The sequence below is a fragment of the Stenotrophomonas bentonitica genome, assembly GCF_002887735.1.
Taxonomy (GTDB): Bacteria; Pseudomonadota; Gammaproteobacteria; order Xanthomonadales; family Xanthomonadaceae; genus Stenotrophomonas; species Stenotrophomonas bentonitica_A.
On record NZ_PKQP01000006.1, the window covers coordinates 17,199 to 42,747 of the forward strand.

Consider the following 25,549-nt stretch of genomic DNA (forward strand, 5'->3'; position numbering starts at 1 on the left):
CGGTCTTTTCATTTCTGCAGGGCGCCCCTCACAGCGCGTCCAGATCGCCCAGCGCACGGATCAATCGACGCGCACGCTTGTCCGGCTTGTGCTCCGGCGGCAGGTAACCGTTCTTCGCCGCCGCACGCTGCAGGCGCACCTCCGCGCGGCGAGCCAGCGACGTTTCACTTTCGACATACAACTGCTGCGCCACCGGTGCCGGGCCGCGCATATCGCTCAGGCCACGGACCTCGATCTCGAACACTTCATCGCCCCGGCTGATCTGCAGGGCTTCGCCCACGCGCACCGCGCGCGAGGATTTCGGACGCTGCCCGGCCACGTCCACCTTGCCGGTTTCCACCGCCTGTTTGGCCAGGCTGCGGGTCCGGAAAAACCGTGCGGCCCACAGCCATACGTCCAGCCGCACGGCGGCTACCGGTGTTGCTTCAGTCATGCTTTCTACCCAGCTCCACGGCGTTGGCCGGTTGTCGGTTAAGCGGTTGCGTCGCGTCCGGATTGCCGCGGCACCCCGTGCCACCGATCAGCACCGGCACTCCGGCATCCAGATCACGGCGCTGGCTGCCGACCTGGCATTCCGGTCGGTCCATGGGCCTTACCTGTGCGTCGCGCAGGCGGTCGTCCGTACTCGAACATGCGGCCAGCGAGGCGGCAATCAAGAGGGCCAGCGTGGTGGGGATGAACCGGTCATCCAGGAGGATAGGCAGCCGGCCAGCGGCCGGCACTGCCGGGGGAGCGGCTGACGTGCGTTGAGACGCGGAAGTGCGCATCGCGATATCCCCTTGATGGGCTTGGTGCTAGTGTGCCGCTCTCTGAGCATGATCTCCAGCGCACATGGCCAAAGCGCCGCTTGACCTGACCACCGGCCCGATCGGGCGCAATCTGTTCCTGTTCGCCCTGCCGATCCTGGCCGGCAACATCGCCCAGTCGCTGAACGGCTCGGTGAACGCGATCTGGGTCGGCCGCTTCCTCGGCGAAGCGGCGCTCACCGCCACCGCGAACGCCAACAACATCATGTTCTTCCTGATCGGCTCGGTGTTCGGGATCGGCATGGCCGCCTCGATCCTGATCGGCCAGTCGATGGGCGCACGCGACCTGCCGCAGGCGCGGCGCGTGATGGGCACCAGCGCGACCTTCTTCATCGGCCTGTCGGTGGTGATCGCGATCGCCGGCTGGTGGCTCTCACACCCGCTGCTGGCGGCGATGGGTACACCGGCCGAGTCCCTGCCACTGGCCGAGGCCTACCTGCGCATCATCTTCCTGGCGATGCCCACGCTGTATGCCTTCGCCTTCCTGAGCTCGGCACTGCGCGGCGTGGGCGATTCACGCACGCCGTTCCGCTTCCTGCTGCTCTCGGTGCTGCTGGACATCGGCTTCAACCCGCTGCTGATCTTCGGCATCGGCCCGTTCCCGCAGCTGGGGATCGCCGGCGCGGCCTGGGCCACGCTGATCGCGCAGACCCTCTCGCTGCTCGGCCTGCTCTGGTACATGCGCAACAAGCGCCATGTGCTCTGGCTGGGGCGCAAGGACATGGCGCTGTTCAAGATCGATGGGGAGATCCTGCGCGCCTTGGTGGTCAAGGGCGTGCCGATGGGCCTGCAGATGGTGCTGATCTCGCTGTCGATGATCCTGATGATGACCATGGTCAACGGCTACGGCACCGATACCGCGGCCGCGTATGGTGCCTCGCTGCAGCTGTGGACCTATGTGCAGATGCCGGCGATGGCGATCGGCGCGGCGTGCTCGACCATGGCCGCACAGAACGTCGGCGCGCAGCGATGGGACCGCGTCCGTGGCACCGCCCGCAGCGGTGTGCTCTACAACTTCCTGCTGACCGGCGTGCTGATCCTGCCGCTGATCCTGCTTGATCGTTACACGCTCGCCCTGTTCCTGCCCGAGGGCAGCCAGGCGCTGGAAGTGGCCCGCCACCTCAACCACATCGCGGTGTGGTCGTTCCTGTTCTTCGGCGTGAACTTCGTGATCTCCGGCGTGGTGCGCTCCACCGGCGCGGTGATCCCGCCGCTGCTGATCCTGGCCGCCTCGCTGTGGGGCATCCGCGTGCCGTTCGCCGAGCTGCTGCAGGACCGCTGGGGCGCCGACGCGGTGTGGTGGAGTTTCCCGGTCAGCTCGTTCTGCGCGATGCTGATGTCGCTGGCGTATTACCGCTGGGGCGGCTGGCGCAAGGCCCGCATGCTGCCCAGCCATCATGAAGAGCTGGCAGCCCCGGCCGAGATCCCGGCGTCGCCGCCGTCACCCGTGGCGGACCCGAATCCCACCACGCTGCAGCCCGCCGCGGCGGGCAGCGCACGGCCGGATTAGGCCACGCGACCCTGCAGCAGGGTCTTCCAGGCCGGCAGCCTGTAGCGCCGGCGCTGGTAGCGCATGAGCAGCGCCATCAGCAGGCCGAACAACAGCCCGGCCATGACAGCACTGCCCACGGTGATGCCGAGCGTGAGCGAGCCAAGGTCAAGCACCAGCCCCATCAACAGGCGCCACAACACGCCCCACAGCACCCCGAACAGCCCGCCCATCACGAACAGGTTGGCACCGAAGCTGGCGAGCAGCGGGGGCGGTACGCGCAGCCCCATGCGCCACAGCAGCCGATGCATCGGCGGTGCGCGCATGCCGGCCGGCACCTTGGCGTCGGCCATGGCCTGCAGGGCAAGACGTACGTCGGCGGGATAACGGTCCATGTGCTTCTCCATCACGAGGCCACAAACGCAAACGGCCACCCGAAGGTGGCCGTTTGAGGCGACAACCGAAGTTGTCGGCCGGGAATTACTGGGCAGCCTTGGCAGCCAGGCGCGCGGCCTTGGCCTGCGCAGCAGCAGCCAGATCTTCCTTGATGCGGGCAGCCTTGCCTTCCAGACCACGCAGGTAGTACAGCTTGCCGGCGCGGACCTTGCCACGACGCTTCACTTCGACCGAGTCGATGATGGCGCTGTGGGTCTGGAAGACGCGCTCGACGCCGTAGCCGTGCGAGATCTTGCGGACGGTGAACGCGGAGTTCAGGCCGGCGTTCTTGGTGCCGATGACGACGCCTTCGTAAGCCTGCACGCGCTCACGGTTGCCTTCCTTCACCTTCACGTTGACGACGACGGTGTCACCCTGGCTGAACTTCGGCAGCTCGCGGGTGATCTGGGCGGATTCGAAGTCCGAGAGGATGGATTTGTTCAGCTTGCTCATGGGTGCACCGATAGTGTTCGGGTGGTCGTGTCGTTCGACAACGTGGGCTCATGCAGTCACCGGACTGTGCTGCACGTTTTTTGTAGGGATTCCTGCCACCGCGCCCAAAAGGCCGATGGCAATCCCGGATTGTAAACAAGATCCCGCCCCCGCGCTAGGGGGTCGGATCCTTGGCAAGGGCCTGCCGTGCCTGCTCCAGCAGGAGGCGGTCGGCCTTGGGCAACTGGCTTTCATCGAGCAGATCCGGCCGCCGCAGCGCGGTACGCAGCAGCGACTGCTGCCGTCGCCAACGGGCGATGGCGGCATGGTTGCCCGAGCGCAGCACGTCCGGGACAGTGCCCCATTCATGCTGCGCGGGATGACTGTAGTGCGGGCAGTCCAGCAGCCCCTGCGGGCCTTCGAAACTGTCCTGGGCGGCCGATTCGGCATCGCCGAGGGCCCCGTCCTGCAGGCGGGTCACCGCATCGACGATCACCGCCGCGCCCAGCTCACCGCCGGACAGGACGTAGTCGCCCAGCGAGATCTCCTCGGTGACCTCGGCCTCGAGGAAGCGCTCGTCGATGCCTTCATAGCGGCCGCAGAGCAGGATCATGCGCGGCAGCGCCGCCAGTTCCCGGACCTTGGCCTGGGTCAGCGGCCTGCCCTGCGGGCTGAGGTAGATCACCGGCGCAGGCGCCGGGTCCGCCGCCTTGGCCGCAGCCAGGCAGGCCCGCAGCGGCTCGATCAGCATGACCATGCCCGGGCCACCCCCGAACGGACGGTCGTCCACCCGGCGGTAGTTGCCTTCGGCATAGTCACGCGGATTCCAGCCGTGCAGGTCCAGCAGACCGCGCTCAGCGGCACGGCCGACCACGCCCAGCGCGGCCGACTGCGCCATGAACTCGGGGAACAACGTGACGACGTCGATACGCATCCGGCCTAGAACTCCGGATCCCAGTCGACCACGATCAGGTTGGCCTCGAAATCCACCGACACCACGAATTCGGGCTGCACGAACGGAATCATCCGCTCACGGTCACCCTGCACCACGAGCACATCGTTGGAGCCGGTCGAGAACAGGTGGGATGCCCGCCCCAGTTCGACGCCATCGACGGTACGCACCTGCAGGCCCTCCAGATCCACCCAGTAATATTCATCGGGCTTCGGCGGCGGCAGTGCGCTGCGCGCGACATAGACTTCGGTCCCGTACATCGCCTCGACCACGTCGCGGTCGGTGATGCCGGGAAACACGGCGACCAGATGCTTGCCGGACTGACGTCCGCGCGCACCGGTGAGCGTGCTCTCCTGGCCGGCGGGGGTCCGCAGGATCCAGGGCTGATAGTGGAAAATGGCGGTACGCGGCTCGGTCCAGGACTCGAGCTTGATCTCGCCTCGCACACCAAAAGCGCCGACAATCCTGCCCAGCAGGATCCGGCGCTCGGTATCTTTCATCTGAATAGACCGAATGGGCCGCGGCAGGCGCGGCCCTTCAGGATCAGGCCGCGGAGGCCTGGGCCTTGGTCGCTTCCTTGTACAGGTTGCGGACCTTGTCGGTCATCTGGGCGCCGTTGGCGACCCACTTGTCGACCAGCGGCAGGTCCAGCACGATGCGGGACTCGGCACCCTGGGCAACCGGGTTGTAGTAACCGACGCGCTCGATGTTGCGGCCATCACGGGCGCTACGCGAGTCGGTCACGATGATGTGGTAGAACGGACGCTTCTTGGCGCCGCCGCGGGTCAGTCGAATCTTGACCATGGTGTTGTTTCCTCAATTGCCCAGTCGCCAGGATGGCGCGGTAAGCCGGCGATTATAGCGGCGGCCTCCCGCCATTCCAAGCCTGTGAAGGCCGTGAAAGCTGAACCGGGCCCACTGATCGGGGCGTTCACGACGACAAGGGCTGCCAGGGTGTCCCGGCGAGCACCCGCCGGGCGTTGGCGCACAGGGCTTCCGAGTTCCCCAGTGCGACGCCATCGACCCTCGCGATCGGCCAGATGCCGGCGGCATTGCAGGCGATGGCGGCGTCGAACCCGGCCAGGTCCGCCAGCGCGACCGGCCGCACCTGCTGATCGCCGCCCCACCCTGCCTGCAGCAGGCGTTCGTGGGTGCCGCGCAGCGCGCGCGCCTGCGGCCAGACCAGCGTGCCACCACTGGCGAAGGCGATGTTCCAGGTGGTGCCTTCGCTGATATGCCCGTCGTCGCCAACGAACAGCGCGTCGTCCACGCCAGCCTGCAATGCCTCGCGACGATGCTGGAACAGCGCGAACGTACCGACATGCTTCACGTGCGGCAGCTCGCGCTGATAGCGCACCGTCCGCAGCCGCCGCGATATCGCCGGTAGATCGACCGGTGGCGCCACGGCGACCAGCACATCGACGGCCACCGGTTGCAGCGGCCGCCGGAAATCGAACTGGCGCGAGAACACAGTCACCCGCAGCGACGCATCGACCACGTCCTCGACCCGCAGCGCGCCGTGCATCCAGGCCCGCACCTGCAGCGGATCCAGTGCGCTGCCGAACAGCTCGGCCGTGCCCTGCTGCAGGCGCTGCAGATGCAGGTCCAGGCCCTGCACCGCACCACCGCGCACCTGCAACGAGGTGAAATGGCCGTAGTTGGTCAGCGCCCCGGCAAGATCATCGACCGTGGCCGGCCGGCCATTGCAGTACGGCGTCATCCCAGCAACGCCTTGGCGTCGGACCACATCTGCTGCAGCACCTCGGCGGCGGGGCGTGCCGGTGCCATCCACGCGGATTGCCCGGCCCAGGCCTGCATCGCATCGAGGTTGCTGTCGCGGCCCGCCTGCGTGCGCATCGGTGCGGTCAGGCCACGCTGCACCGGATACGGGCGCGGCGGCGGCGCATCGGCAGACGCGGCGGCACGTACATACGCGGTCGCCAGGCCACGGCCGAGGCGACCACTGAAGGCGCGGGTCGGCCAGGTATCTTCGGGTTCGGCCTCGGCCAATGCCTGCGACCACGCCGGATTCAAATGACACTCGGGGGTACGCAGGAACGCGGTGCCCACCTGCACTGCACTCGCGCCCAGCGTCAGCGCCGCGGCCATGCCGCGCCCATCGGCGATGCCACCGGCCGCGATCACCGGAATATCCAGATGATCGGCCAGCCGCGGCAGCAGCGCGAACAACCCGACCAGCTGGCGCTCGGCCGCATCCGGATCGAACGCGCCCCGATGCCCGCCGGCTTCAAACCCCTGCGCAACCACCGCGTCGGCGCCGGCGGCCTGTGCGGCACGCGCTTCCGCCAAGGTGGTCGCACACGCGATCCAAGCGATGCCGACGTCTTTCAGGCGCTGCACCTGCGCTGCGGAGAACACGCCCATGATGGTCGAGGCCACCGCCGGGCGCGCCTCGATCAGGGCCTCGAACTGCGCATCGAAATCGGCTGGCCCGGCATCGGCCGCACTGGCCGCTACCTCAGGCCCCCACTGCGCCAGGAAGCGACGTGTCGCGGCTTCCGCATCGGCATCGCGCCGCGGCAGCGGATCAGGAATCCAGACATTGACCTGCGCCGGCCCTGCGGACTGCGCGCGGAAATCGGTCATCCACGCCACGATGTCCTGCGGCTGGGACAACACCGCGCCCATCGCGCCCATGCTGCCGGCGTTGGCCAGCGCGGCCGACAGCGGCACCGGGCAGGCGCCGGCCATCGGCGCGAGCAGGATCGGGGCCTGCAATGCAAAACGCCGACAGAAGCTGTCGGCGCGTTCGAGAAGCGGGGAACCATTCACGCGCGGCGCACCTGGGGAAGGAGACGGTGCCAGCATACGCCGCACCGCCCCCGCCCGGAATGCATGCGCGCAGGACTCAGCGGAACGGCATGCCGCCGCGGCCGCCCATGGCGCCCATCATCCCCTTCATGCTGCGCATCATGCCCTTCATGCCGCCGCCGGCCATCTTGCTCATCATCTTTTCCATCTGCTGGAACTGCTTCATGAGCTTGTTGACGTCGGCCGGGGTCAGGCCGGAACCACGCGCGATGCGGGCGCGGCGCGAGCCGTTGAGCAGGCCCGGGTTGCGGCGCTCTTTCTTGGTCATCGAGTTGATGATCGCGATCATGCGCGGCACTTCCTTGCCCTGGCTGACCTGCTGCTTGAGGTGCTCGGGGATCTGGCCCAGGCCCGGCAGCTTGTCCATCAGGCCGCCGATGCCGCCCATGTTCTGCATCTGCTCGAGCTGGTCCCGCATGTCGTTCAGATCGAACTTCTTGCCCTTGGCGACCTTCTCGGCCAGCTTCTGGGCCTTGTCCTTGTCGACCTGCTGCTCGACCTGCTCCACCAGCGACAGCACATCGCCCATGTCCAGGATGCGGCTGGCGATACGGTCCGGGTGGAACACATCCAGGCCGTCCGGCTTTTCGCTCACACCGACGAACTTGATCGGCTTGCCGGTGATGTAGCGCACGCTCAGCGCGGCACCGCCGCGGGCGTCACCGTCGGTCTTGGTCAGCACCACGCCGGTCAGCGGCAGCGCATCGCCGAAGGCCTTGGCGGTGTTGGCGGCATCCTGGCCGGTCATGGCGTCGACCACGAACAGCGTTTCGGCCGGGTTGACCGCGGCGTGCAGCGCCTTGATCTCGGCCATCATCGCTTCATCGATGGCCAGGCGACCGGCGGTATCGACGATCAGCACATCGACGAACGACTTGCGCGCGTCATCGATCGCGGCGCGGACGATGGCTTCCGGCTTCTGGTCGGCGGTGGACGGGAAGAACAGCACACCGACCTGGTCGGCCAGCGTCTTGAGCTGCTCGATCGCGGCCGGACGGTAGACGTCGGCCGAGACCACCATCACCTTCTTCTTGCGCTTTTCCTTGAGGTGCTTGGCCAGCTTGCCCACGGTGGTGGTCTTGCCCGCACCCTGCAGGCCGGCCATCAGGATGATCGCCGGCGCCGGCACATTGAGGTTCAGGTCCGAGGCGGCCGAGCCCATGACCGCGGTCAGCTCGTCGCGCACGACCTTGATCAGCGCCTGGCCCGGGGTCAGCGACTTGAGCACTTCCTGGCCAACCGCGCGCACCTTGATGCGCTCGACCAGCGCCTGCACCACGGGCAGCGCGACATCGGCCTCGAGCAGCGCGATGCGGACTTCGCGGGTGGCCTCGCGGATGTTTTCCTCGGTCAGGCGACCGCGGCCGCGCAGCCGCTCGATGGTGCCGGAGAGGCGCTGGGTCAGGGACTCGAACATGGAAGCGACCTGTTCAGAACAAAAGACAATGAGACCGCCAGTATAACGGTTCCGCCCCGGCTCCCGGACCGACCGCAACCTGCCGCCCGCCGGGCATCGCCAGCACCCCGGGGGTATGCGAAACTGACACGATGACAATCGTTCTCATCGCGACCCTGCTGTACCTGACCGCCACCGGCCTGCTGGTGCGCGCGGTCGTCCGCGATGATGCGGTGACCTCCCCGGCCTGGCTGTGGCCGGCGCTCCCGGCGATGCTGCTGCACGGCGGCTATCACGTGCTGGTGGCGATGCGCACCAGCGGCGGCCCGGACATGCACTTTTTCGCGGCCCTGTCGCTGGTCGGCCTGGGCATGGCGTGGCTGACCTCGCTGGTCGCCGCGCGCGGGCGCATGGCAGCACTTGGCGTGCTGGTGTTCCCGATGGCCGCCGCAGTGTTGTGGATCTATCACGCCTACGGCCACGAGCCGAGCAGGCCGCTGGGCTGGCAGCTGGCCACCCACGCGTGGATGGCCCTGCTTGCCTACGCCACCCTCAGCGTGGCCGCGCTGCTGGCCATCATGCTGTGGCTGCAGGAGCGCGCCCTGCGCCGCCGCGATTTCCGGCCGTGGCTGCGCGCCCTGCCCCCGCTGGCCGATCTTGAAGCCCTGCTGTTCCGCGTGATCGCGGTCGGCTTTGCGCTATTGACGCTCACCCTGGTGACCGGCGTGCTGTTCGTCGATGACCTGCTGGCGCAGAAGCTGGTCCACAAGACCGTGCTCAGCATCCTGTCCTGGATCGTGTTCGGCACCCTGCTGATCGGCCGCCGCCGCTACGGCTGGCGCGGCGCGAAGGCGGTGCACTGGACCCTGACCGCGATGGCGCTGCTGCTGTTGGCGTTCTTCGGCAGCCAGTTCGTGATCGAATTGGTGTTCGGCCGCACGCGATAGCGGCGTGCCGACCAGCGGTCGGCACCTACCCGAATCTCGCAGGGAAGCTGCCGACTGTTGGCCGGCAGGCCGCTGGCGGGCACCAATCCGCTATCCGTTGATCACAACCCGTACCGTTCGATCGCGTCCAGATGCGGCTGACGGTCCTGGTCGCAGGCCTCGGCCAGGCGCAGCCAGCAGTGCGGGTGCGCCCACTCCGCCGTCACCTGCTGCAGGAAGCGATGCAGTGCCAGCGGCGCGTGATCCTGTGGCTGGGCGATAGTGAACAGCAGGCCCGGCAGCGTCCCGCCTTCCGCATCCGGATCGGTCACCGTGTAGTCCGGCCGGCTGTGCGCCCACACCTTCCAGCCCTGTGCCTCTGCCGCTGCTACCAGAGCGTTCCACGCCTCCTCGCCCGGGTGCGCGCCGTCGACCAGCCAGCTGCGTGCGAAACCGCCCCGCTCCAGCACGTGCACCTGCGCATAGGTCGGAATGAAGTGCTCGCGCTCCGCTTCGTCCTCCGGCGCGGGGTGTACGAGGCCGGCGTCAAACACCACCCAGTCCCCCACCTGCTGCGCGCGGTTGGCCGGTGCGTTCTCGACGATGCGCGCGGTCACCGGTCCGGTGCGGCGGCCGTAGTACTCCATCGGCTCGCCGCCTTCTTCGCTGCGGATGATCACCCAGCCCCAGGCCTCTTCGACCACGCCCTGCTGACTGGACAGTTCCATGCCGATCGCCGCCGCCGAGCGGCGCACCGCCTCCCAGTCGCGCGCCGCGCTGGCCGCACTCATGTGGTCCCAGTGCGCGGCGTTGGGCTCATCCTGCGTCTCCACCAGCTGCGCATAGCAGGCCTGCGCGTCGCTGAAGCGGCCGGTCTCCATGTACATGCGGGCAAGCGTCCCGCGTGCGCCGTTCGAGCCTGGCGACAAGGCCAGCAACGCCTGCGCGGCCTGTTCCAGCGCCGGCCAGTCGGACGCGCGCCGGGCACGCTGCACCTCGCACCAGTGCGCGAACACCGGCACGCTGTCGCGGTAGGTCGCCGCCAGCCTGCGCAGGCCGTCATCATCGCCCTGCTCGGCCAGCCAACGCATCAGCGTATAGGCCGCTGCGCCATCTTCCTGCGCGTGGGCGCGCACGAAGTCCCACAGCAGCGCCTGCGCTTCGGTCTTCGCGCCACAGGCATGCAACGCCGAGGCGGCAACTTCGGCCAGTGCGCCGTCGTCCGGCCGCTCGGCGTGCGCCTGCAGCAGCCACTGCGCTTCGCGCTCGGGATCGCGCGACTGGTGCTGTTCGCCCTGGGCCTGCAGCCATGCCAGCAGTTCATCGGCCGGCACCGGCAAGGGTGCCATCTCCGGCAGCGCCTCGATCCGCGCCGCCAATCCATCCACCAGCGCGGCAGCGCCACGATCCTGCCGCAGAAGCGCCAGGTGGGTACGGGCCAGTCCAAGCTGGCGCTGCGCCACCCAGCGTGCACCGCGCTGCAGGGCGAGTTCAAGGCTCAACGCGGCGATCTCGATCACCAGGCGATGCGCGCCGACAGCGGCGAAGTGCTCGATGATCGTGTTGAAGCGCGTCCCCAGATCCCATGTATTGCGTGCGCCATCACGGCTGCACAGCGTCGAAGCGGTATTGGCCCACAGCCGCCAGTGATTCGGCGTCAGCTCGCTCCAGGGCACCAGCTGCTGCAGCGCCTCTTCATCGCGCCCCAGCTGGGCCAGTGCCCAGGCCTTGGACAGCCGGCGCGGCACCGTGCAGTTGGCAGGTTCGTATTCGCCCGCAGCGGCCACCTCGGCTTCGCGCGTCTCGATCAGCGCCAGCGCCTCCTGCGCACGACCACTGGCAAGCAGGATCTTGATCTGCATTTCAGGGAAGCTGTCGAACACTTCCTTGCCGCGCGCCTGGATCGCCGCCGCCTGCACCTGCAGGTACTCCAGCGCGTCCTGGCCGCGGCCGTCGTCCAGCAGCGCGTCGGCCTTCTCGCAGCTCAGGCACTGGAAGCAGGCCCAGCTCGGGTCGATGCGGCCCAGCGTCTCGTCGCAGACCTCGATGCGTTCGGGCACCCAGCCCGGACCATCGATGTTGCCGTAGCAGGCGGCAAGATCCTGGGTGACGCAGATAGACTGCGGGCAGTCCAGGGTATCGGCGCGGTGTGCGCGCTCGAACAGCGCCACCGACTCGCCCAGCGCGCTTTCACCTTCCATGCGGTTGCCGACGCGGTTGCGCAGGGCCCAGTGGCCGACATAGACGTCGACCCAGGGGTTGTCCAATGCCTTGCCCAGCGCGCGCGCTTCAGGCAGCAGTGCATCGACGCGGTCGACCTGCAGTTCACTGACGTCATCGGCAAGGCGTGTCAGCAGGTGGGCGTTCTGTGCCTGGCCTGCCTGGCGCAGGTCTTCCTGCAGTTTTTCGACCCAGTTCCAGATATCCATGGGGGTTGAGGCTCCTGTCTAGCGAAGGCTTGATGAGAGAGGGGGCGGTACTCAGCGCAGCATCTGCTGCAGGGCACCGGCAATATCGGTAAATGCACCGTTGAGATCGGGGCCTGGCGTCGCGGTGCTCCGCTGCAACGGCCGGCCCTGCGCGGACACGATGATCTTCAGTGAGCGCAGCAGGCGCGCGGCCGCCCCGGCCTGCGGGTGGCCCTCGCGCTGGGCCTGCAGCAACGCCTGCACCGCTGGATTGTCCAGGTTGAGGTACAGCCGCGACGGCGCACGTGCCTCGATGCGCGCGGTGAATTGGCGGGCCAGTCGCAATGCGGCCATCGATACGCGCTTGTCGTTCTCGTCGTCTTCCAGGCGCTGCTTCAGTTCGGCTTCGCGGTCGGGCACCACCACCACCGGCAGCGCCTCGGGGCTGAACCGCGCCGGCAGCAGCTGCTCGCCATCGCCCAGGTGCTCGCGCAGCCAGGCCAACTGCGTATCGTCAAGGCTGTCGTCGGTGCGGAACAGGGCGCGGTTGCCCTGCTCGGTACCCAGTTCGACCAGGCGCAGGCCCTTGGCCTGGGCCCAGCGCCGCAGGAACGGCACTACTGCATAGCGATGACCATGCGCGACCGGCACGCCCATCGCGCGGAACAGCATTTCCTCGAAGCCACCACCGTTGTCGAGGATCACATGCACTGCGCCGCGGGCCGGCAACGCGCTGGCCGGCAGGTCACCCTGCGAGGTCGGCACGCGCACGTGTTCCAGCAGCAGGTCGAACAGGCGCTCATCGCACAGCGCCGCGCCCAGCAGGACCTCGTTGTGGCGGCTGAGCACGCGGCGCCAGGCTTCCGGCTGCTGCCGCGCGACGTCGGCGAGGCCATCGATCAGCGCTTCCAGCAGGGCATGCTGCACGGCGCGATAGTGGTCATCGCGCTGCAGGTCCTCGCGGCTGGCGGTCGGGGTCAGCTTCGACGATTCGATCACCCCGCCGATGAAACCGGCCCACGGCGGCAGCAGGTCGCGTGCATCGTCGTCCAGCAGCATGCCGCGCACGAACACCGACAGGTTGCGGTTGTCGCTGGTGCCGTAGGTGGCACCGTCCTGCACCCAGAGCATGCCGAGGGCGTCGCTGCTGCCATCGGACTGCAGCGGCATCGTCACGATGGGCTCGAAATCGTGTTCGAAACGGGCCGCGAACTGCAGCGCCTGGCGGCGCGCCTGCACCGGATGCAGCGCGACGTCACCCTGCCCGCGCCACGGCGGCGGTTCGGGATTGATCGCGGTGGTCGCCGCACCGATGAAGATCGGCTCGGACAGCAGCGCGCAGTAGCGGCCCAGCACCTCGTGCAGGCGCGCTTCGTTGGCCAGCGACAGGAAGTCCGGATGCAGCTCCAGCTCGACCTCGGTGCCGATCGCGCGCGCCGGCACGTCGCTGACGGTGTACTGCTCGGCATTGCTGGACACGTACAGGTGGCCCAGTTCCGGTGCCTGGTAGGAAGTGGTGCGCACACTGACGCGGCGCGCCAGTACAAAGGCCGACAGGAACCCCAGGCCAAACATGCCGATCAGGCCGTCATTGTCCTCGCCATCCTGGCGCAGCCCCCGGGTGTAACCCACACCAACCGTGGCCAGGTAATCGTGGATTTCCTGCCGGGTCAGGCCGGCACCGGTATCGGTGATGCGCAGTACGCCGGCGGCGGCGTCCACCTGCACGTCGATGCGCGACAGACCCGGGCTGCCGGGCTGCTCGATACGGCGACGGATGATCGAATCGTGCGCGTTCTGCACCAGTTCGCGCAGCGCCACCATCGGGGTGGAATACAGGTGCTTGCCCAGCACCGTCATCAATCCATTGAGATCGACCCCGGCGCGGCGGATTTCGGCGGCGGGGGCGCTGAACATCGGGTCCTGCATGTAATCGGTTACTCCTTGCCACGGAAAGCGCCGGAGGGCGCCTTCGTCGAGCCGGAAAAACTAGCACAGGCCGGCTGAGCGCTGACGCACTTTCCCGTGGCACCCAGCGTCTGCCCCGCCCCCCCTTACAGCGCGTCGATCGCCTCGGACAGCCGCTCCACCGCGATCACTTCCATCCCCTTCACGCTGCCGGTCTTCGGCGCGTTCGCCTTGGGCACGATGGCGCGCTTGAAGCCATGCGTGGCCGCCTCGCGCAGGCGATCTTCTCCGTTGGGCACCGGGCGGATCTCGCCGGACAGGCCCACCTCGCCGAAGGCGATCGTCTTCTCGGCCAGCGGCCGGTCCTGCAGCGAGGACAGCACCGCCAGCAGCACCGGCAGATCGGCGGCGGTCTCCTGCACGCGGATGCCACCCACCACGTTGACGAACACGTCCTGGTCGCCCACCAGCACGCCGCCATGACGGTGCAGCACCGCCAGCAGCATCGCCAGGCGGTTCTGCTCCAGACCCACCGCCACCCGGCGCGGGTTGGACAGCGGTGAGGCATCCACCAGTGCCTGCACTTCCACCAGCAGCGGGCGCGTTCCCTCGCGGGTGACCATCACGCAGCTGCCCGGCTGCTGGGTGCTGCCGCCGGAGAGGAAGATCGCCGAGGGATTGGAGACCTCTTTCAGGCCCTTCTCGCCCATCGCGAACACGCCCAGTTCGTTGACCGCGCCGAAGCGGTTCTTGAAGGCGCGCAGCAGGCGGAACCGGCTGCCGCTCTCGCCTTCGAAGTACAGCACCGCATCGACCATGTGCTCGAGCACGCGCGGGCCGGCGATGCCGCCTTCCTTGGTCACGTGACCGACCAGGAACACGGCGGTGCCGGTTTCCTTGGCGAAGCGCACCAGCCGTGCGGCGCTCTCGCGCACCTGGCTGACCGAGCCCGGCGCGGCGGTGAGCGATTCGGTCCACAGCGTCTGTACCGAGTCGGCCACGATCAGCCGCGGCTTGGCCACGCTGGCATGCTGGAGGATCGCCTCCACCTGGGTTTCGGCCAACGCGTTGACGTTGTCCAGCGGCAGGTCCAGACGCACTGCACGGCCGGCCACCTGCGACAGCGATTCCTCACCGGTGATGTACAGCACCGGCAGCGACGCGGCCATCTTCGCCACGGCCTGCAACAGCAGGGTGGACTTGCCGATGCCCGGATCGCCACCGACCAGCACCACCGCACCTTCGACCAGGCCACCGCCGAGCACGCGGTCGAACTCACCGATGCCCGTGCTCACCCGCAGGTGTTCGGTCTGCTGCACGTCCTTGAGCGCCATGATCTTCGGCGCATCGACCTTGCCGGCCCAGCCGGAGCGCCGCGACGCGGGCGACGCCTTGGTGGGCGTGGCGCTTTCCAGCGTGATCTCGCTGAGCGTGTTCCAGACGCCGCACTCGGTGCATTGGCCCTGCCACTTGCTGTATTCGGCGCCGCATTCGCTGCAGACGTAAGCGGTGAGTCGCTTGGCCATGTCCACTTCCACATCATCAATTGTCAGGCAGGATAGCCGAGCCGCGTCGCAGCAACCGAGACGCCGGGCGGGTGGGCTCAAGTTTCCGGCCCCGAGGCCGATACTCCGGCGGGCCACTGCGCCTCCTTTCCATTTTTCCAGGCTTTTCCATGACCGGCACCTACAGCCAGAGTCTTGTCGTGTTCTCGCTGCTGGTTGCCATCCTCGCCTCGTACACCGCGCTGGACATGGCCGGCCGCCTGGCCACCACCCGCGGCCGGGTGGCACGCTGGTGGCTGGCCGGTGGCGCTGGTGCGATGGGGCTGGGCATCTGGTCGATGCACTTCATCGGCATGCTCGCCTTCCACCTGCCGATCCCGGTCGGCTACGACCTGGCCATTACCCTGTATTCGCTGGCCGTCTCGGTTGGGGCTTCGGCTTATGCGCTGTGGCTGGTCTCACGCGCGGAGCTGCCGTGGTCGAGGTTGTGCGCCGGCGCGGTGCTGATGGGCCTGGGGATCGCGGCCATGCATTACCTGGGCATGGCCGCGCTGGAGATGAAGCCGGGCATCGACTACGACCCGCTGTGGTTTGCCGCCTCGGTCCTGATCGCCATCGGCGCGGCCGGTGCGGCGCTGTGGATCGCCTTCCGCCTGCGCCTGGAACAGCGCCGCCCGTTCGTGCTGCGCGGGCTGGCCTCGCTGGTGATGGGCCTGGCGATCGTCGGCATGCACTACACCGGCATGGCCGCGGCCCACTTCCCCGAGGGCGCGATGTGTGGCGCGGCGTATGGCGAGGGCATCGAGACCAAGTGGCTGGCGGTGCTGGTGATCGTCACGACGCTGGCGACCCTGGGGATCGCACTGATCGCATCGGTGTTCGACCGCCAGATGCGCACCCGCACCGGCCTGCTTGCCGATTCGCTGGCCCAGGCCAACGAGAAGCTGATGCAGGCCGCCCTGCATGATCCGCTGACCCAGCTGCCCAACCGGATGCTGCTGCAGGACCGCATCGAGCAGGCGATCGAAAAGGCGCAGCGCCGGCAGTTCAGCTTCGCGGTGATGTTCTGCGACCTGGACGGCTTCAAGGCGATCAACGATGCCTACGGTCACCAGCTTGGTGACCAACTGCTGATCCAGGTCAGCAAGCGGATCACCGCGCTGCTGCGTGCACAGGACACCTTCGCGCGGCTGGGGGGCGATGAGTTCGTCATCGTGTTCCAGGTGGAGGATCCGGAAGATGCGGCCGTGGTCGCCGAACGGATCATCGCCAGCGTGGCCGAGCCGTTCGAGATCGATGCCTTGGAACTGCAGGTCAGTGCCAGCCTGGGCATCGCGCTGTACCCGGCCGACGCCACCACCGAACGCGACCTGATGGCCCACGCCGATGCGGCGATGTACCACACCAAGGATTCGGGCCGGAACGGCTATACCTTCTTCACCCAGTCGCTCAACGTGAGCGCGAACCGCCAGCTGAAACTGCTGCAGGAACTGCGCAAGGCGGTCAGCCGCAGCGAGCTGGTGCTGCATTACCAGCCCAAGTTCCAGGCCAGCGGGACATCGCCGATCGGGGCCGAGGCGCTGGTGCGCTGGCAACATCCCGAGCTGGGCCTGTTGTCACCGGACGCATTCATTCCGATCGCCGAACGCAGCGGCCTGATCCTCTCCATCGGTGACTGGGTGCTGGACCAGGCCTGCGCGCAGCTGCGCCACTGGCACGACGCCGGTCACCCGGACTGGACCATGGCGGTGAACCTCTCACCGCTGCAGTTCGGGTCGAGCACGCTGCTCGAGACTGTGCGCCGCACGCTGGACAAACACGGGCTGGACCCGAAGCGGCTGACCCTGGAGGTCACCGAGACCACCGCGATGCGCGATGTGGAAGCCAGCCTGCTGATCCTGCACGGGCTGACCGCGATGGGCGTGAACATCTCCATCGACGACTTCGGCACCGGCTACTCCAGCCTGCTGTATCTCAAGCGCATGCCGGCCACCGAGCTGAAGATCGACCGCGCCTTCGTGCACGACCTGGAAGACAACGCCGAAGACGCGGCGATCGTTTCCTCGATCATCGCATTGGGCCGGTCCCTGCAGCTGCAGATCGTCGCCGAGGGCGTGGAAACGGCCGGGCAACGCCAGTACCTGAGCGACATGGGCTGCGACCAGCTGCAGGGGTATCACCTCGGGCGGCCGGTCGACGCCGCCGAGTTCATGCGGCTGGCGAAAGTGGCGTAACGCGCGGAGAGCAGCCCGTTGCCGTAGGGCGCCAGTAGTCTGGACACGCTGGGCCATCCCCCACCGGCCGCATCTGGAACGGCCACCACCCTGAACAACGTTCGCTGCGTCGCCATGCGCGCCAAACAGAAAGGCCGCGCGAGGGCGGCCTTTCCGTGTGTGGCAACGTCGCGAAGACGTCAGTGCATCATGTGCACGTTCATGTTGTGCATGACCCACAGCGAACCGGCGACGATGATGCCGATCACCACGACGGTGAAGGCCGCCGCGCTGACGTTCCAGCGCTGTTCCGAGGAACGGTCAAGGTGCAGGAAGAACACCAGGTGCACCAGGATCTGCAGCACCGCCGCAACGACGATGATGACGCCGGTGGTGAACCGCGGCAGGTCGCCATGCATGACCGCCCAGAACGGGATGATGGTCAGCACCGCGGCCAGCAGGAAGCCGATCAGGTAGGACTTGACGCTGCCGTGGCTTTCGCCGGCGGCACCGTGGCCATGATCGTGTGCGTGATTGTCATGTGCGGCCATTACAGCGCTCCATTCAGATAGACGACGGAGAACACGCCGATCCAGATCAGATCCAGGAAGTGCCAGAACAGGCTCAGGCACGCCATGCGGGTCTTGTTGGTCTGGGTCAGGCCGTTCTGCTTGATCTGGATGAACATGATCAGCAGCCACAGCAGACCCGCGCTCACGTGAAGACCGTGGGTACCAACCAGCGCGAAGAACGCCGACAGGAACGCACTGTGGTCCGGACCGTAGCCCTGATGGATCAGGTGGTTGAACTCCCACACTTCCATGCACATGAAGCCAAAGCCCAGCAGCCAGGTCAGGGCCAGCCATGCATACATCTGGCCCACCTTCTGCTTGTGCATGGCGATCATGCCCAGGCCGAAGGTCAGCGAGGAGACCAGCAGCAGCGTGGTTTCCCAGGCGACGAAGGACAGTTCGAACAGGTCCTTCGGGCCGGGGCCACCGTCGGTGCCGCCGGACAGCACGATGTAGGTCGCAAACAGGGTGGCGAAGATGAGGCAATCGCTCATCAGGTACACCCAGAAACCGAAGACGGTATTGCCGCCGGTGTCGTGGTGCTCGTGGTCGTCATGGCCGTGGGCCGCCGCGTGCGCGGCGTGCCCATGGTTCATGGTGTTGGGGATAGTGGTGCTCATGCCTTCAGCTCCGATTTCACCAGGCCCTGCGCCACGAGGTGGCGACGGTGCTCATTTTCGATCCGCTCCACTTCCGCGGCCGGCACGTAGTAATCCACGTCCTTGTCGAAGGTGCGCCAGATGAAGGTGCCGATCATGCCGACCAGACCCACGATGGCCAGCCACCAGATGTGCCAGATCATCGCAAAGCCGAACACCAGGCTGAAGGCGCCGATCACCACACCGGTACCGGTGTTGCGCGGCATGTGGATGTCGGTGTACTTGGCCGGGCGTTCCCACGCCTCACCACGCTGCTTGCGCTCCCAGAACTCGTCCAGTTCGGTGACGCGCGGCAGCGAGCCGAAGTTGTAGAACGACGGCGGCGAAGAGGTTTCCCACTCCAGCGTACGGGCGTCCCACGGGTCGCCGGTCAGGTCGGCGGTCTTCTTGCGGTCGCGGATCGACACGGCGATCTGGATGATCTGGCACAGGATGCCGGCACCGATGATGAAGGCACCGCACATGGCGATGATCAGCAGCGGCTGGTATTCCATGTTCGGGTAGCTCTGCATGCGGCGGGTCATGCCCATGAAGCCCAGGATGTACAGCGGCATGAACGCGACATAGAAGCCGATGAACCAGCACCAGAACGCGCGCTTGCCCCAGGTTTCATTGAGGCGGAAGCCGAACATCTTCGGCCACCAGTAGGTGATGCCGGCGAACATGCCGAACACCACGCCGCCGATGATGACGTTGTGGAAGTGGGCGATCAGGAACAGGCTGTTGTGCAGCACGAAATCGATGGCCGGGATCGCCAGCATCACGCCGGTCATGCCGCCGATGGTGAAGGTGACCATGAAGCCGATCGTCCACAGCACCGGGGTCGTGAACTGCACGCGACCGCGGAACATGGTGAACAGCCAGTTGAAGATCTTCACGCCGGTCGGGATCGAGATGATCATCGTCGTGATGCCGAAGAAGGCATTGACGTTGGCACCCGAGCCCATGGTGAAGAAGTGGTGCAGCCACACGATGAACGACAGCACGCCGATGCAGGCGGTGGCGTAGACCATGCCCTTGTAGCCGAACAGCGCCTTGCGCGAGAACGTGGCGATGACCTCGGAGAACACGCCGAAGGCCGGCAGGACCAGGATATAGACTTCCGGGTGACCCCAGATCCAGATCAGGTTGATGTACAGCATGGCGTTGCCGCCACCATCGTTGGTGAAGAAGTGCGTGCCCAGGTAACGGTCCAGGGTCAGCAGCACCAGGGTGATGGTCAGCACCGGGAAGGCGGCGATGATCAGCACGTTGGTGACCAGCGCGGTCCAGGTGAACACCGGCATCTGCATCAGCTTCATGCCGGGGGTACGCATCTTCAGGATGGTAATGAAGAAGTTGATGCCGCTCAGCGTGGTACCCAGGCCTGCTACCTGCAGGCCCCAGATGTAGTAATCGACACCTACCCCTGGACTGTATTCCTTGCCTGACAACGGCGGGAAGGCCAGCCAGCCGGTCTGCGCGAACTCACCGACACCCAGCGAGATCATCACCAGGCCCGCGCCCGCCACGAACAGCCAGAAGCTGAGCGAGTTGACGAACGGGAAGGCCACGTCGCGTGCGCCGATCTGCAGCGGCACGACGACGTTCATCAGGCCGGTGATCAGCGGCATCGCCACGAAGAAGATCATGATCACGCCGTGGGCGGTGAAGATCTGGTCGTAGTGATGGGGGGGCAGGACGCCCTCGTTGCCGCCAGCGGCCATGGCCTGCTGGACGCGCATCATGATCGCGTCGGCGAAGCCGCGCAGCAGCATGACGAAGGCGACGATGAGGTACATCACGCCGATCTTCTTGTGGTCTACCGAGGTGAACCACTCTTTCCAGAGATAGCCCCACAGCTTGAACTTGGTGATCAGGGCCAGCACGAGCAGGCCACCGATCCCCGCGCCGATCAGCGTGGTGATGATGATCGGGTCGTGCGGGATGTCGGCAAAGGTCAGTTTACCCAACAGATTCATGGTCATTCTCCCGAGCCGTCGTGACCGGCGTGACCGGCTGCGGCGTGCTCGTCTGCAGTGTGTGCGGCGTCCGCGGCAGCGGGCTGGTCGGCATGGACCGGCAGCTTCGCTTCGTCGTGGGCTCCGCTCATGGCCTGCATGTCGTGGCCTTCATGGCTTTCGCCTTCGGCGCCGTCATGCTTCATGGCCTTGTGGTCGTGCTTCATGCCGTAGTGCTGGTTGTCGCCCATGTGCTTGGCGATGACCCAGTCGAACAGGCCGGCCTCGGTGGTGCCGTAATAGGTCACCGGGTGCCAGTCGTGGTTCTTCTCGGCGACCAGCGCAGCGAAGGCGGTCTTGTCCAGGGTCGCGCTTTGGGCACGCACCTCGGTCAGCCACTGCTGGTACTCCGCCTCGGTCACCGAGTGCGCGGAGAAGTGCATCTTGCTGAAGCCTGCGCCGCTGTAGTGCGAGGACATGCCCGGGAACTCACCGGTCTCGTTGGCGATCAGGTGGAGTTTGGTCTCCATGGCCGTCATCGAGTAGATCATGCTGCCCAGGTGCGGGATGAAGAACGCATTCATCACCGAATCGGACGTGATCTTGAAGTTCAGCGGGGTATCGACCGGGAAGGTGATCTCGTTGACGGTGGCGATGTTCTCTTCGGGATAGATGAAGAGCCACTTCCAGTCCAGCGAGATGGCTTCGATCACCACCGGCTTCTTGTCCGAGTCCAGCGGACGGTACGGATCCAGCGCGTGCGAGGAACGCCAGGTCAGCACGGCCAGCACCAGCACGATCATGCACGGGATCGACCAGACCACCACTTCGATGGCCGTGGAGTGCGACCACTTCGGCTCATAACGGGCCTTGGTATTGGTCGCACGGTACTTCCACGCGAAGGTGAGGGTCATGATGATGACCGGCACGACAACCAGCAGCATCAGCACGGTCGCCGTGATGAGCAGGGTCTTCTCGTCGTGGCCGATCTGGCCCTTGGGGTTGAGGATGGCCGAGTTGCAGCCCGTCAGGAACACGGACAACGCAAACAGCAGGCCCGGACGCAGGAAGCGTCCAAGGGGTTTCAACGGAATCATCGGTCGATCCAATTGCGTAGGGAATGCCAGTTCAAGCCCGCCTCCGTCCCAGCCAAAGCCGGTGGTGCCGGTCCAAGGGGACAGGCACGGAGGACGATCATGTCAGCCTTCCAATTTTAGGCCGTCACGCATCATTTAAGAAAGGCATTGACAATGATCCAGCGCAGGAAAGGCCTGTTTTGGGCTGCGACACGTTGTCGCAGTGCCGGGCAATGACCCGATTCGGCAACATTCCGGCCCTTGTATAGACATGAACGGGTCAGTTCCGGGGCTGGCCAGCGCGGACCCGGTTGCAGTGTCCCGGCGCGTGCTGCGCAACGGCCGGCGGGCGGCCACGGTACACGTACCGACGCCCCACGTCACCCGCGGCGCCGCTCAGACCGCCCGCACCCGATTCGCGCACGCCGCCCCACTGGCGAAGTCCGCCAGGTTGCGCAGCGTGATGTCGGAAATCTCCTGCAGCGCCTCGACCGTGAAGAAGCCCTGGTGCCCCGTCACGAGCACGTTGGGGAAGGTCATCAGGCGCTGGAACGCGTCATCGTCGATGATTTCGCCGGACCGGTCCTGGAAGAACAGCCCGCTCTCCTGCTCGTAGACATCGATGGCCAGGTGGCCGAGGCGGCGCGACTTCAGCGCGCGGATCACCGCATGGGTATCCACCAGTCCGCCGCGCGAGGTATTGACCAGCATTGCCCCGGGCTTCATTGCGGCCAGTGAGGCGTCGTCGATCAGGTGATGGGTGTCCGGCGTCAGCGGGCAGTGCAGCGAGACGATGTCTGATCGGGCCAGCAGGTCCTCCAGCGCGACCGATGCGCCAACGGCGGCGAACCCGGGCGATGGATACGGATCGTAGCCCAGCACGGTACAGCCCATGCCCTTGAAAATGCGGGCGGTGGCCAGGCCGATCTGGCCGGTGCCGACGATGCCCACGGTCTTGCGGTGCAGGGTGCGGCCGAGCAACCCATCGAGCATGAAGTTGCCCTCGCGCACCCGGTTGTAGGCGCGGTGGGTCTGCCGGTTGAGCGTCATCACCATGGCCAGGGCATGCTCTGCCACGGCTTCGGGGGAGTAAGCCGGCACGCGTGCCACGAACAGGCCCAACTGCTCCGCCGCGGCCAGGTCGACATTGTTGAAGCCCGCACAGCGCAGCAGGATCGCGCGCACCCCCTGTGCATGCAGCGCCTGCAGTACCGGGGCGTTCAACCGGTCGTTCACGAACACACAGACCGCCTCGCAGTCCTGCGCCAGTGCCGCGGTATGTACCTCCAGCGCGGCATCGAAATACAGGAACTCGAAGGACGTCCCTGCCCCGCGGCGTTGCTTGGCCTCATCGAGAAACTGCTGGTCGTACGGGCGGGCGCTGAATACTGCGATCTTCATGAGGCGATCCCCGGGAGTTCGAGCATCACGATACCGCAGTACACTCCGGCCAACTGCCTGGAGCCTGCCGTGTCCCTGACTGCCCGCCTTCTCCGCTGGACCGCCACGCCGATGGCCCGGCGCGGCCTGTTCGTGCTCACGTGCGCGGCCGTGATCGTGATGGCCTGCAATCCATTGCTGGCGCCCTTGCTGCCCGTGGTGGATGCGCTGGGGCTGGATGTCCTGGTGCTGCTCATGGGTGCGCAGGCGATGGCACTGCTGCCATGGGTGCGGCTGCATGCCCGTCGTATCGCGCGCATCACCCTGCGTTTGCTGCTGGGTACCCTCGCCGGTGCCATCGCCAGTTTCATCGGCGGCTATCTGCGGCAACTGGTATTCGCCATGGCCACGCGTTGGACCCACGCGCGCCCGTGACCTAGTATTCGGCCCTTGCAAGACGCCATGGGTGGATGTGCGTGGAAAGTTTCGAGCGGTTCAACGGGCGCCGTAGTGGTGAGGGCAAGGCGGTCGCGATCCTGTCACACGGCTTTGGTACCGATCAGACCGCATGGAATGCATTGCGCCCGTGGTTTGAAGCGCGCTACGACGTGATCTCCTTCGATCTTGCCGGCTGTGGCCCGCAAGGTGCGCAGACTTACGATTTCGAACGCCATGGTTCGCTGTTCGGCTACGCCGACGATCTGCTCGACATCCTGGATGAGCTCGACGTGCACAACTGCACCTACGTCGGCCATTCGATGAGCGGCATGATCGGCGCGGCCGCTGCGGTGGCACGGCCGGAGCTGTTCGAGCGGCTGGTCATCATCGGTGCGTCGCCGCGTTATCTCGACGATGAGGGCTACACCGGCGGCTTTAAACCGCAGGACCTGGAGCAACTGTTCGAGAGCATGCGCGCCAACTACCAGGCCTGGATCGCAGGCTTCGCCCCGATGGTCGTCGGCGTGGAAGACAGCGCGGTCGTTGCCGATTTCTCCAACACCCTGTTCCAGATGCGCCCGGACATCGCGCTCAATACCTCGCGGACGATTTTCACCTCCGATCTGCGCAGCCTGGCCGCGCGGGTTTCCACGCCGGTCCACCTCATCCAGACCGCGCACGACGTGGCGGTACCGGTCGCCGTCGGCCACTGGCTGGCCAACGCGATCGATGGCGCCACCCTGGATGTGATCGATGCTTCCGGTCACCTCCCGCACATGACGGCACCCGATGACGTCATGCGCATTCTCGAACAGCGTCTGGCAGGCCCCACGCGGTGACGACCTCCGACAGTGAAGCGCTTGCCGCGCTGTGCCAGTTCGCCCGTCTCGCCTCCCACGCCGACCTGGTGATGGCAGTGGAGGTGGACGCCGGCGGGAGGGCGACCTGGGCTGTCTCGGCCCCGGCACTGCCCTCGCCGAGCTTCAACCTGGCGCGCAGCGGCATCCTCGAGGCGCGCTGGAGCGGCGAGGCCATGGACGCAGCGGACTTCCGGCTGCCGACGGCGATCATCCATGCCCTGGAAGGCCGCCCCGCCCGCCTGCTTTACGTTCCGGCCCCCTCCCACGGCGCGCCACTGAGTGGCCTGCTGCTGCTCTGGCGAAGCGTCCCTGCCCCGGCAACCTTGACGGCACAGGTGCCACTGCTGGCCACGAGCGTGGCCCGGCTGCTGTCCGCACGGCGCGAAGCCGCGCGCGGCACGATCGTCCGCAATCAGTTCCTCGATCTGTTTGAAAGCGTGCCGGCGGGCATCGTGCTGATCGACGGGGATGGCATCGGCGCGGCGGTCAACGAGCACGCCGCGGAGCTGCTGGGCTGCACGGCTGGCAATCACCGGGCGGCGGATCTGGCCGGTCCGATGCGCGCCCTGCGCCAACGCTGCGACAACCACGCCGAGCTGGAACTGGCCTACAGCGCTCAGATGAACAACGATCAGTTCGCCGCCAAGCAGAACTGGACTCTGGGCGAACGCACCTTCGAAGTGGACACCCATCCGGTGCGCGGCAACGGCGCGCACGGGCGCATCTGGCTGTTCACCGATGTCACCGCGGACCTGCTGATGGCCGCCGAGCTGCGCCGCCTGGCGTCCTCGGACCCGTTGACCGGCGTCCCCAATCGACGCCATTTCGAAGAATGCTCGGCCCAGATCATCGCCGCCCGCGAAGCCAACGGCCGCGCGGTGGCGGTGCTGATGGTGGACGTAGACCACTTCAAGAAGATCAACGATACCTACGGTCATCCGGTCGGCGATGAAGTCCTCAAAGTAGTCGCCAAGCGCTGCCGCGACGCCCTGCGGGAGCGCGATCTGTTCGCCCGCTTCGGCGGCGAAGAGTTCATCGCCCTGCTGGCGGCGTCCGCCGTCGATGAGATTCCCGCCGCCGCCGAGCGACTGCGCAGTGCGGTGGCCGCTGAGCCGATCCTCGTGGGCAGCGAGCGCGTTGCCGTCTCCGTCAGCGTCGGGGGCGCGATCGGCGAGGCGTTGCCGGGTGGCGACCAGCGGCTGCTGGAGGCGCTGATCGCCCGGGCGGATGAGGCGCTGTATGACGCCAAGACCAGCGGGCGCAACCGGGTCCGGATGGCGGTCCTGCAGCCTGACCTGATCGACCTCTGAGCCAACCGGGCG

The 25,549-nt window shown here is 66.8% G+C and carries 24 protein-coding genes; 6 read left to right on the forward strand and 18 right to left on the reverse strand.

All coding sequences use genetic code 11. From position 1 onward, the window contains the following. Nucleotides 1-28: 28 nt before the first annotated feature. Both C0R07_RS12355 and C0R07_RS12360 read right to left on the reverse strand, forming a co-directional pair. Nucleotides 29-433, reverse strand: a complete 405-nt coding sequence (locus C0R07_RS12355; protein WP_070473367.1) for an RNA-binding S4 domain-containing protein — start codon at nucleotides 431-433, stop codon at nucleotides 29-31. Next, nucleotides 426-767 carry a hypothetical protein gene (locus tag C0R07_RS12360; protein ID WP_254427842.1) on the reverse strand — a complete coding sequence of 114 codons (342 nt, stop codon included), beginning with the start codon at nucleotides 765-767 and terminating at the stop codon, nucleotides 426-428. Before C0R07_RS12360 ends, C0R07_RS12355 begins: the two co-directional genes overlap by 8 nt. 64 nt (nucleotides 768-831) lie before the next feature. Between C0R07_RS12360 and C0R07_RS12365 the strand changes: the two genes are divergently transcribed. Continuing rightward, nucleotides 832-2,316: an MATE family efflux transporter gene (locus tag C0R07_RS12365; protein ID WP_046272175.1), complete on the forward strand. Its 1,485-nt coding sequence runs from the start codon at nucleotides 832-834 to the stop codon at nucleotides 2,314-2,316. Here C0R07_RS12365 and C0R07_RS12370 read toward each other — a convergent pair. The 8 genes from C0R07_RS12370 to ffh form a co-directional block, all read right to left on the reverse strand. Next, nucleotides 2,313-2,690, reverse strand: a complete 378-nt coding sequence (locus C0R07_RS12370) for a DUF6404 family protein (protein WP_102789048.1) — start codon at nucleotides 2,688-2,690, stop codon at nucleotides 2,313-2,315. The two genes, C0R07_RS12365 and C0R07_RS12370, sit on opposite strands and share 4 nt — an antisense overlap. A gap of 85 nt (nucleotides 2,691-2,775) precedes the next feature. Then, nucleotides 2,776-3,183 carry a 50S ribosomal protein L19 gene (gene rplS, locus C0R07_RS12375; RefSeq protein WP_019184486.1) on the reverse strand — a complete coding sequence of 136 codons (408 nt, stop codon included), beginning with the start codon at nucleotides 3,181-3,183 and terminating at the stop codon, nucleotides 2,776-2,778. Nucleotides 3,184-3,337: 154 nt separating this feature from the next. After that, the gene (trmD, locus tag C0R07_RS12380) at nucleotides 3,338-4,096 is read right to left on the reverse strand and encodes a tRNA (guanosine(37)-N1)-methyltransferase TrmD (RefSeq protein WP_019184487.1); all 759 of its coding nucleotides are present in this window, start codon (nucleotides 4,094-4,096) and stop codon (nucleotides 3,338-3,340) included. 5 nt (nucleotides 4,097-4,101) lie between these two features. Next, the gene (rimM, locus tag C0R07_RS12385) at nucleotides 4,102-4,614 is read right to left on the reverse strand and encodes a ribosome maturation factor RimM (protein ID WP_019184488.1); all 513 of its coding nucleotides are present in this window, start codon (nucleotides 4,612-4,614) and stop codon (nucleotides 4,102-4,104) included. A 43-nt stretch (nucleotides 4,615-4,657) separates the two neighbouring features. Beyond that, on the reverse strand, nucleotides 4,658-4,918 hold the full coding sequence (gene rpsP / locus C0R07_RS12390; protein WP_017356068.1) for a 30S ribosomal protein S16: 261 nt from the start codon (nucleotides 4,916-4,918) through the stop codon (nucleotides 4,658-4,660). 127 nt (nucleotides 4,919-5,045) lie between these two features. After that, nucleotides 5,046-5,834 carry an aminotransferase class IV family protein gene (locus C0R07_RS12395; RefSeq protein ID WP_102789049.1) on the reverse strand — a complete coding sequence of 263 codons (789 nt, stop codon included), beginning with the start codon at nucleotides 5,832-5,834 and terminating at the stop codon, nucleotides 5,046-5,048. After that, on the reverse strand, nucleotides 5,831-6,907 hold the full coding sequence (locus tag C0R07_RS12400; protein ID WP_102789050.1) for an NAD(P)H-dependent flavin oxidoreductase: 1,077 nt from the start codon (nucleotides 6,905-6,907) through the stop codon (nucleotides 5,831-5,833). The genes C0R07_RS12395 and C0R07_RS12400 overlap by 4 nt, the downstream gene beginning before the upstream one ends. Before the next feature lie 76 nt (nucleotides 6,908-6,983). Further along, nucleotides 6,984-8,363 (reverse strand): signal recognition particle protein, encoded by a 1,380-nt coding sequence (gene ffh, locus C0R07_RS12405; RefSeq protein ID WP_019184491.1) that lies wholly within the window; start codon nucleotides 8,361-8,363, stop codon nucleotides 6,984-6,986. Between the two features lie 131 nt (nucleotides 8,364-8,494). Here ffh and C0R07_RS12410 point away from each other — a divergent pair, with 131 nt between their 5' ends. Then, nucleotides 8,495-9,289: a cytochrome C assembly family protein gene (locus tag C0R07_RS12410; protein WP_019184492.1), complete on the forward strand. Its 795-nt coding sequence runs from the start codon at nucleotides 8,495-8,497 to the stop codon at nucleotides 9,287-9,289. Between the two features lie 101 nt (nucleotides 9,290-9,390). On the opposite strand, the gene C0R07_RS12415 is transcribed toward C0R07_RS12410, so the two are convergent. The 3 genes from C0R07_RS12415 to radA all read right to left on the reverse strand — a co-directional run bounded on the left by C0R07_RS12415 (nucleotide 9,391) and on the right by radA (nucleotide 15,110). Next, nucleotides 9,391-11,697 carry a tetratricopeptide repeat protein gene (locus tag C0R07_RS12415; protein ID WP_070473378.1) on the reverse strand — a complete coding sequence of 769 codons (2,307 nt, stop codon included), beginning with the start codon at nucleotides 11,695-11,697 and terminating at the stop codon, nucleotides 9,391-9,393. A 51-nt stretch (nucleotides 11,698-11,748) separates the two neighbouring features. Then, entirely contained in the window at nucleotides 11,749-13,605 is a 1,857-nt protein-coding gene (locus C0R07_RS12420) for an ATP-binding protein (RefSeq protein WP_102789051.1), read from the reverse strand. A gap of 125 nt (nucleotides 13,606-13,730) precedes the next feature. Next, complete coding sequence (radA, locus tag C0R07_RS12425) at nucleotides 13,731-15,110, reverse strand: DNA repair protein RadA (protein ID WP_070426878.1); 1,380 nt, start codon at nucleotides 15,108-15,110, stop codon at nucleotides 13,731-13,733. A 149-nt stretch (nucleotides 15,111-15,259) separates the two neighbouring features. Between radA and C0R07_RS12430 the strand changes: the two genes are divergently transcribed. Continuing rightward, on the forward strand, nucleotides 15,260-17,323 hold the full coding sequence (locus C0R07_RS12430; protein ID WP_102789052.1) for a putative bifunctional diguanylate cyclase/phosphodiesterase: 2,064 nt from the start codon (nucleotides 15,260-15,262) through the stop codon (nucleotides 17,321-17,323). Between the two features lie 179 nt (nucleotides 17,324-17,502). On the opposite strand, the gene cyoD is transcribed toward C0R07_RS12430, so the two are convergent. From cyoD to C0R07_RS12455, 5 genes are all read right to left on the reverse strand, one after another. Beyond that, the gene (cyoD, locus tag C0R07_RS12435) at nucleotides 17,503-17,853 is read right to left on the reverse strand and encodes a cytochrome o ubiquinol oxidase subunit IV (protein ID WP_019184497.1); all 351 of its coding nucleotides are present in this window, start codon (nucleotides 17,851-17,853) and stop codon (nucleotides 17,503-17,505) included. After that, nucleotides 17,853-18,494 carry a cytochrome o ubiquinol oxidase subunit III gene (cyoC, locus tag C0R07_RS12440; protein WP_046272182.1) on the reverse strand — a complete coding sequence of 214 codons (642 nt, stop codon included), beginning with the start codon at nucleotides 18,492-18,494 and terminating at the stop codon, nucleotides 17,853-17,855. The genes cyoD and cyoC overlap by 1 nt, the downstream gene beginning before the upstream one ends. Then, entirely contained in the window at nucleotides 18,491-20,488 is a 1,998-nt protein-coding gene (cyoB, locus tag C0R07_RS12445) for a cytochrome o ubiquinol oxidase subunit I (protein ID WP_026069991.1), read from the reverse strand. Before cyoB ends, cyoC begins: the two co-directional genes overlap by 4 nt. A gap of 8 nt (nucleotides 20,489-20,496) precedes the next feature. Continuing rightward, a complete protein-coding gene (gene cyoA, locus C0R07_RS12450; protein ID WP_102789054.1) occupies nucleotides 20,497-21,570 on the reverse strand; it encodes a ubiquinol oxidase subunit II in 1,074 nt (357 codons plus the stop codon). Between the two features lie 375 nt (nucleotides 21,571-21,945). Further along, the gene (locus C0R07_RS12455; protein ID WP_070473384.1) at nucleotides 21,946-22,950 is read right to left on the reverse strand and encodes a 2-hydroxyacid dehydrogenase; all 1,005 of its coding nucleotides are present in this window, start codon (nucleotides 22,948-22,950) and stop codon (nucleotides 21,946-21,948) included. Between the two features lie 69 nt (nucleotides 22,951-23,019). Between C0R07_RS12455 and C0R07_RS12460 the strand changes: the two genes are divergently transcribed. The 3 genes from C0R07_RS12460 to C0R07_RS12470 are packed head-to-tail and all read left to right on the forward strand — an operon-like array spanning nucleotide 23,020 to nucleotide 25,537. Then, complete coding sequence (locus C0R07_RS12460) at nucleotides 23,020-23,364, forward strand: hypothetical protein (protein WP_046272185.1); 345 nt, start codon at nucleotides 23,020-23,022, stop codon at nucleotides 23,362-23,364. A gap of 35 nt (nucleotides 23,365-23,399) precedes the next feature. Then, entirely contained in the window at nucleotides 23,400-24,206 is an 807-nt protein-coding gene (locus C0R07_RS12465) for an alpha/beta fold hydrolase (protein ID WP_102789055.1), read from the forward strand. Beyond that, a complete protein-coding gene (locus tag C0R07_RS12470) occupies nucleotides 24,203-25,537 on the forward strand; it encodes a GGDEF domain-containing protein (RefSeq protein WP_070473386.1) in 1,335 nt (444 codons plus the stop codon). Before C0R07_RS12465 ends, C0R07_RS12470 begins: the two co-directional genes overlap by 4 nt. Nucleotides 25,538-25,549: the final 12 nt, after the last annotated feature.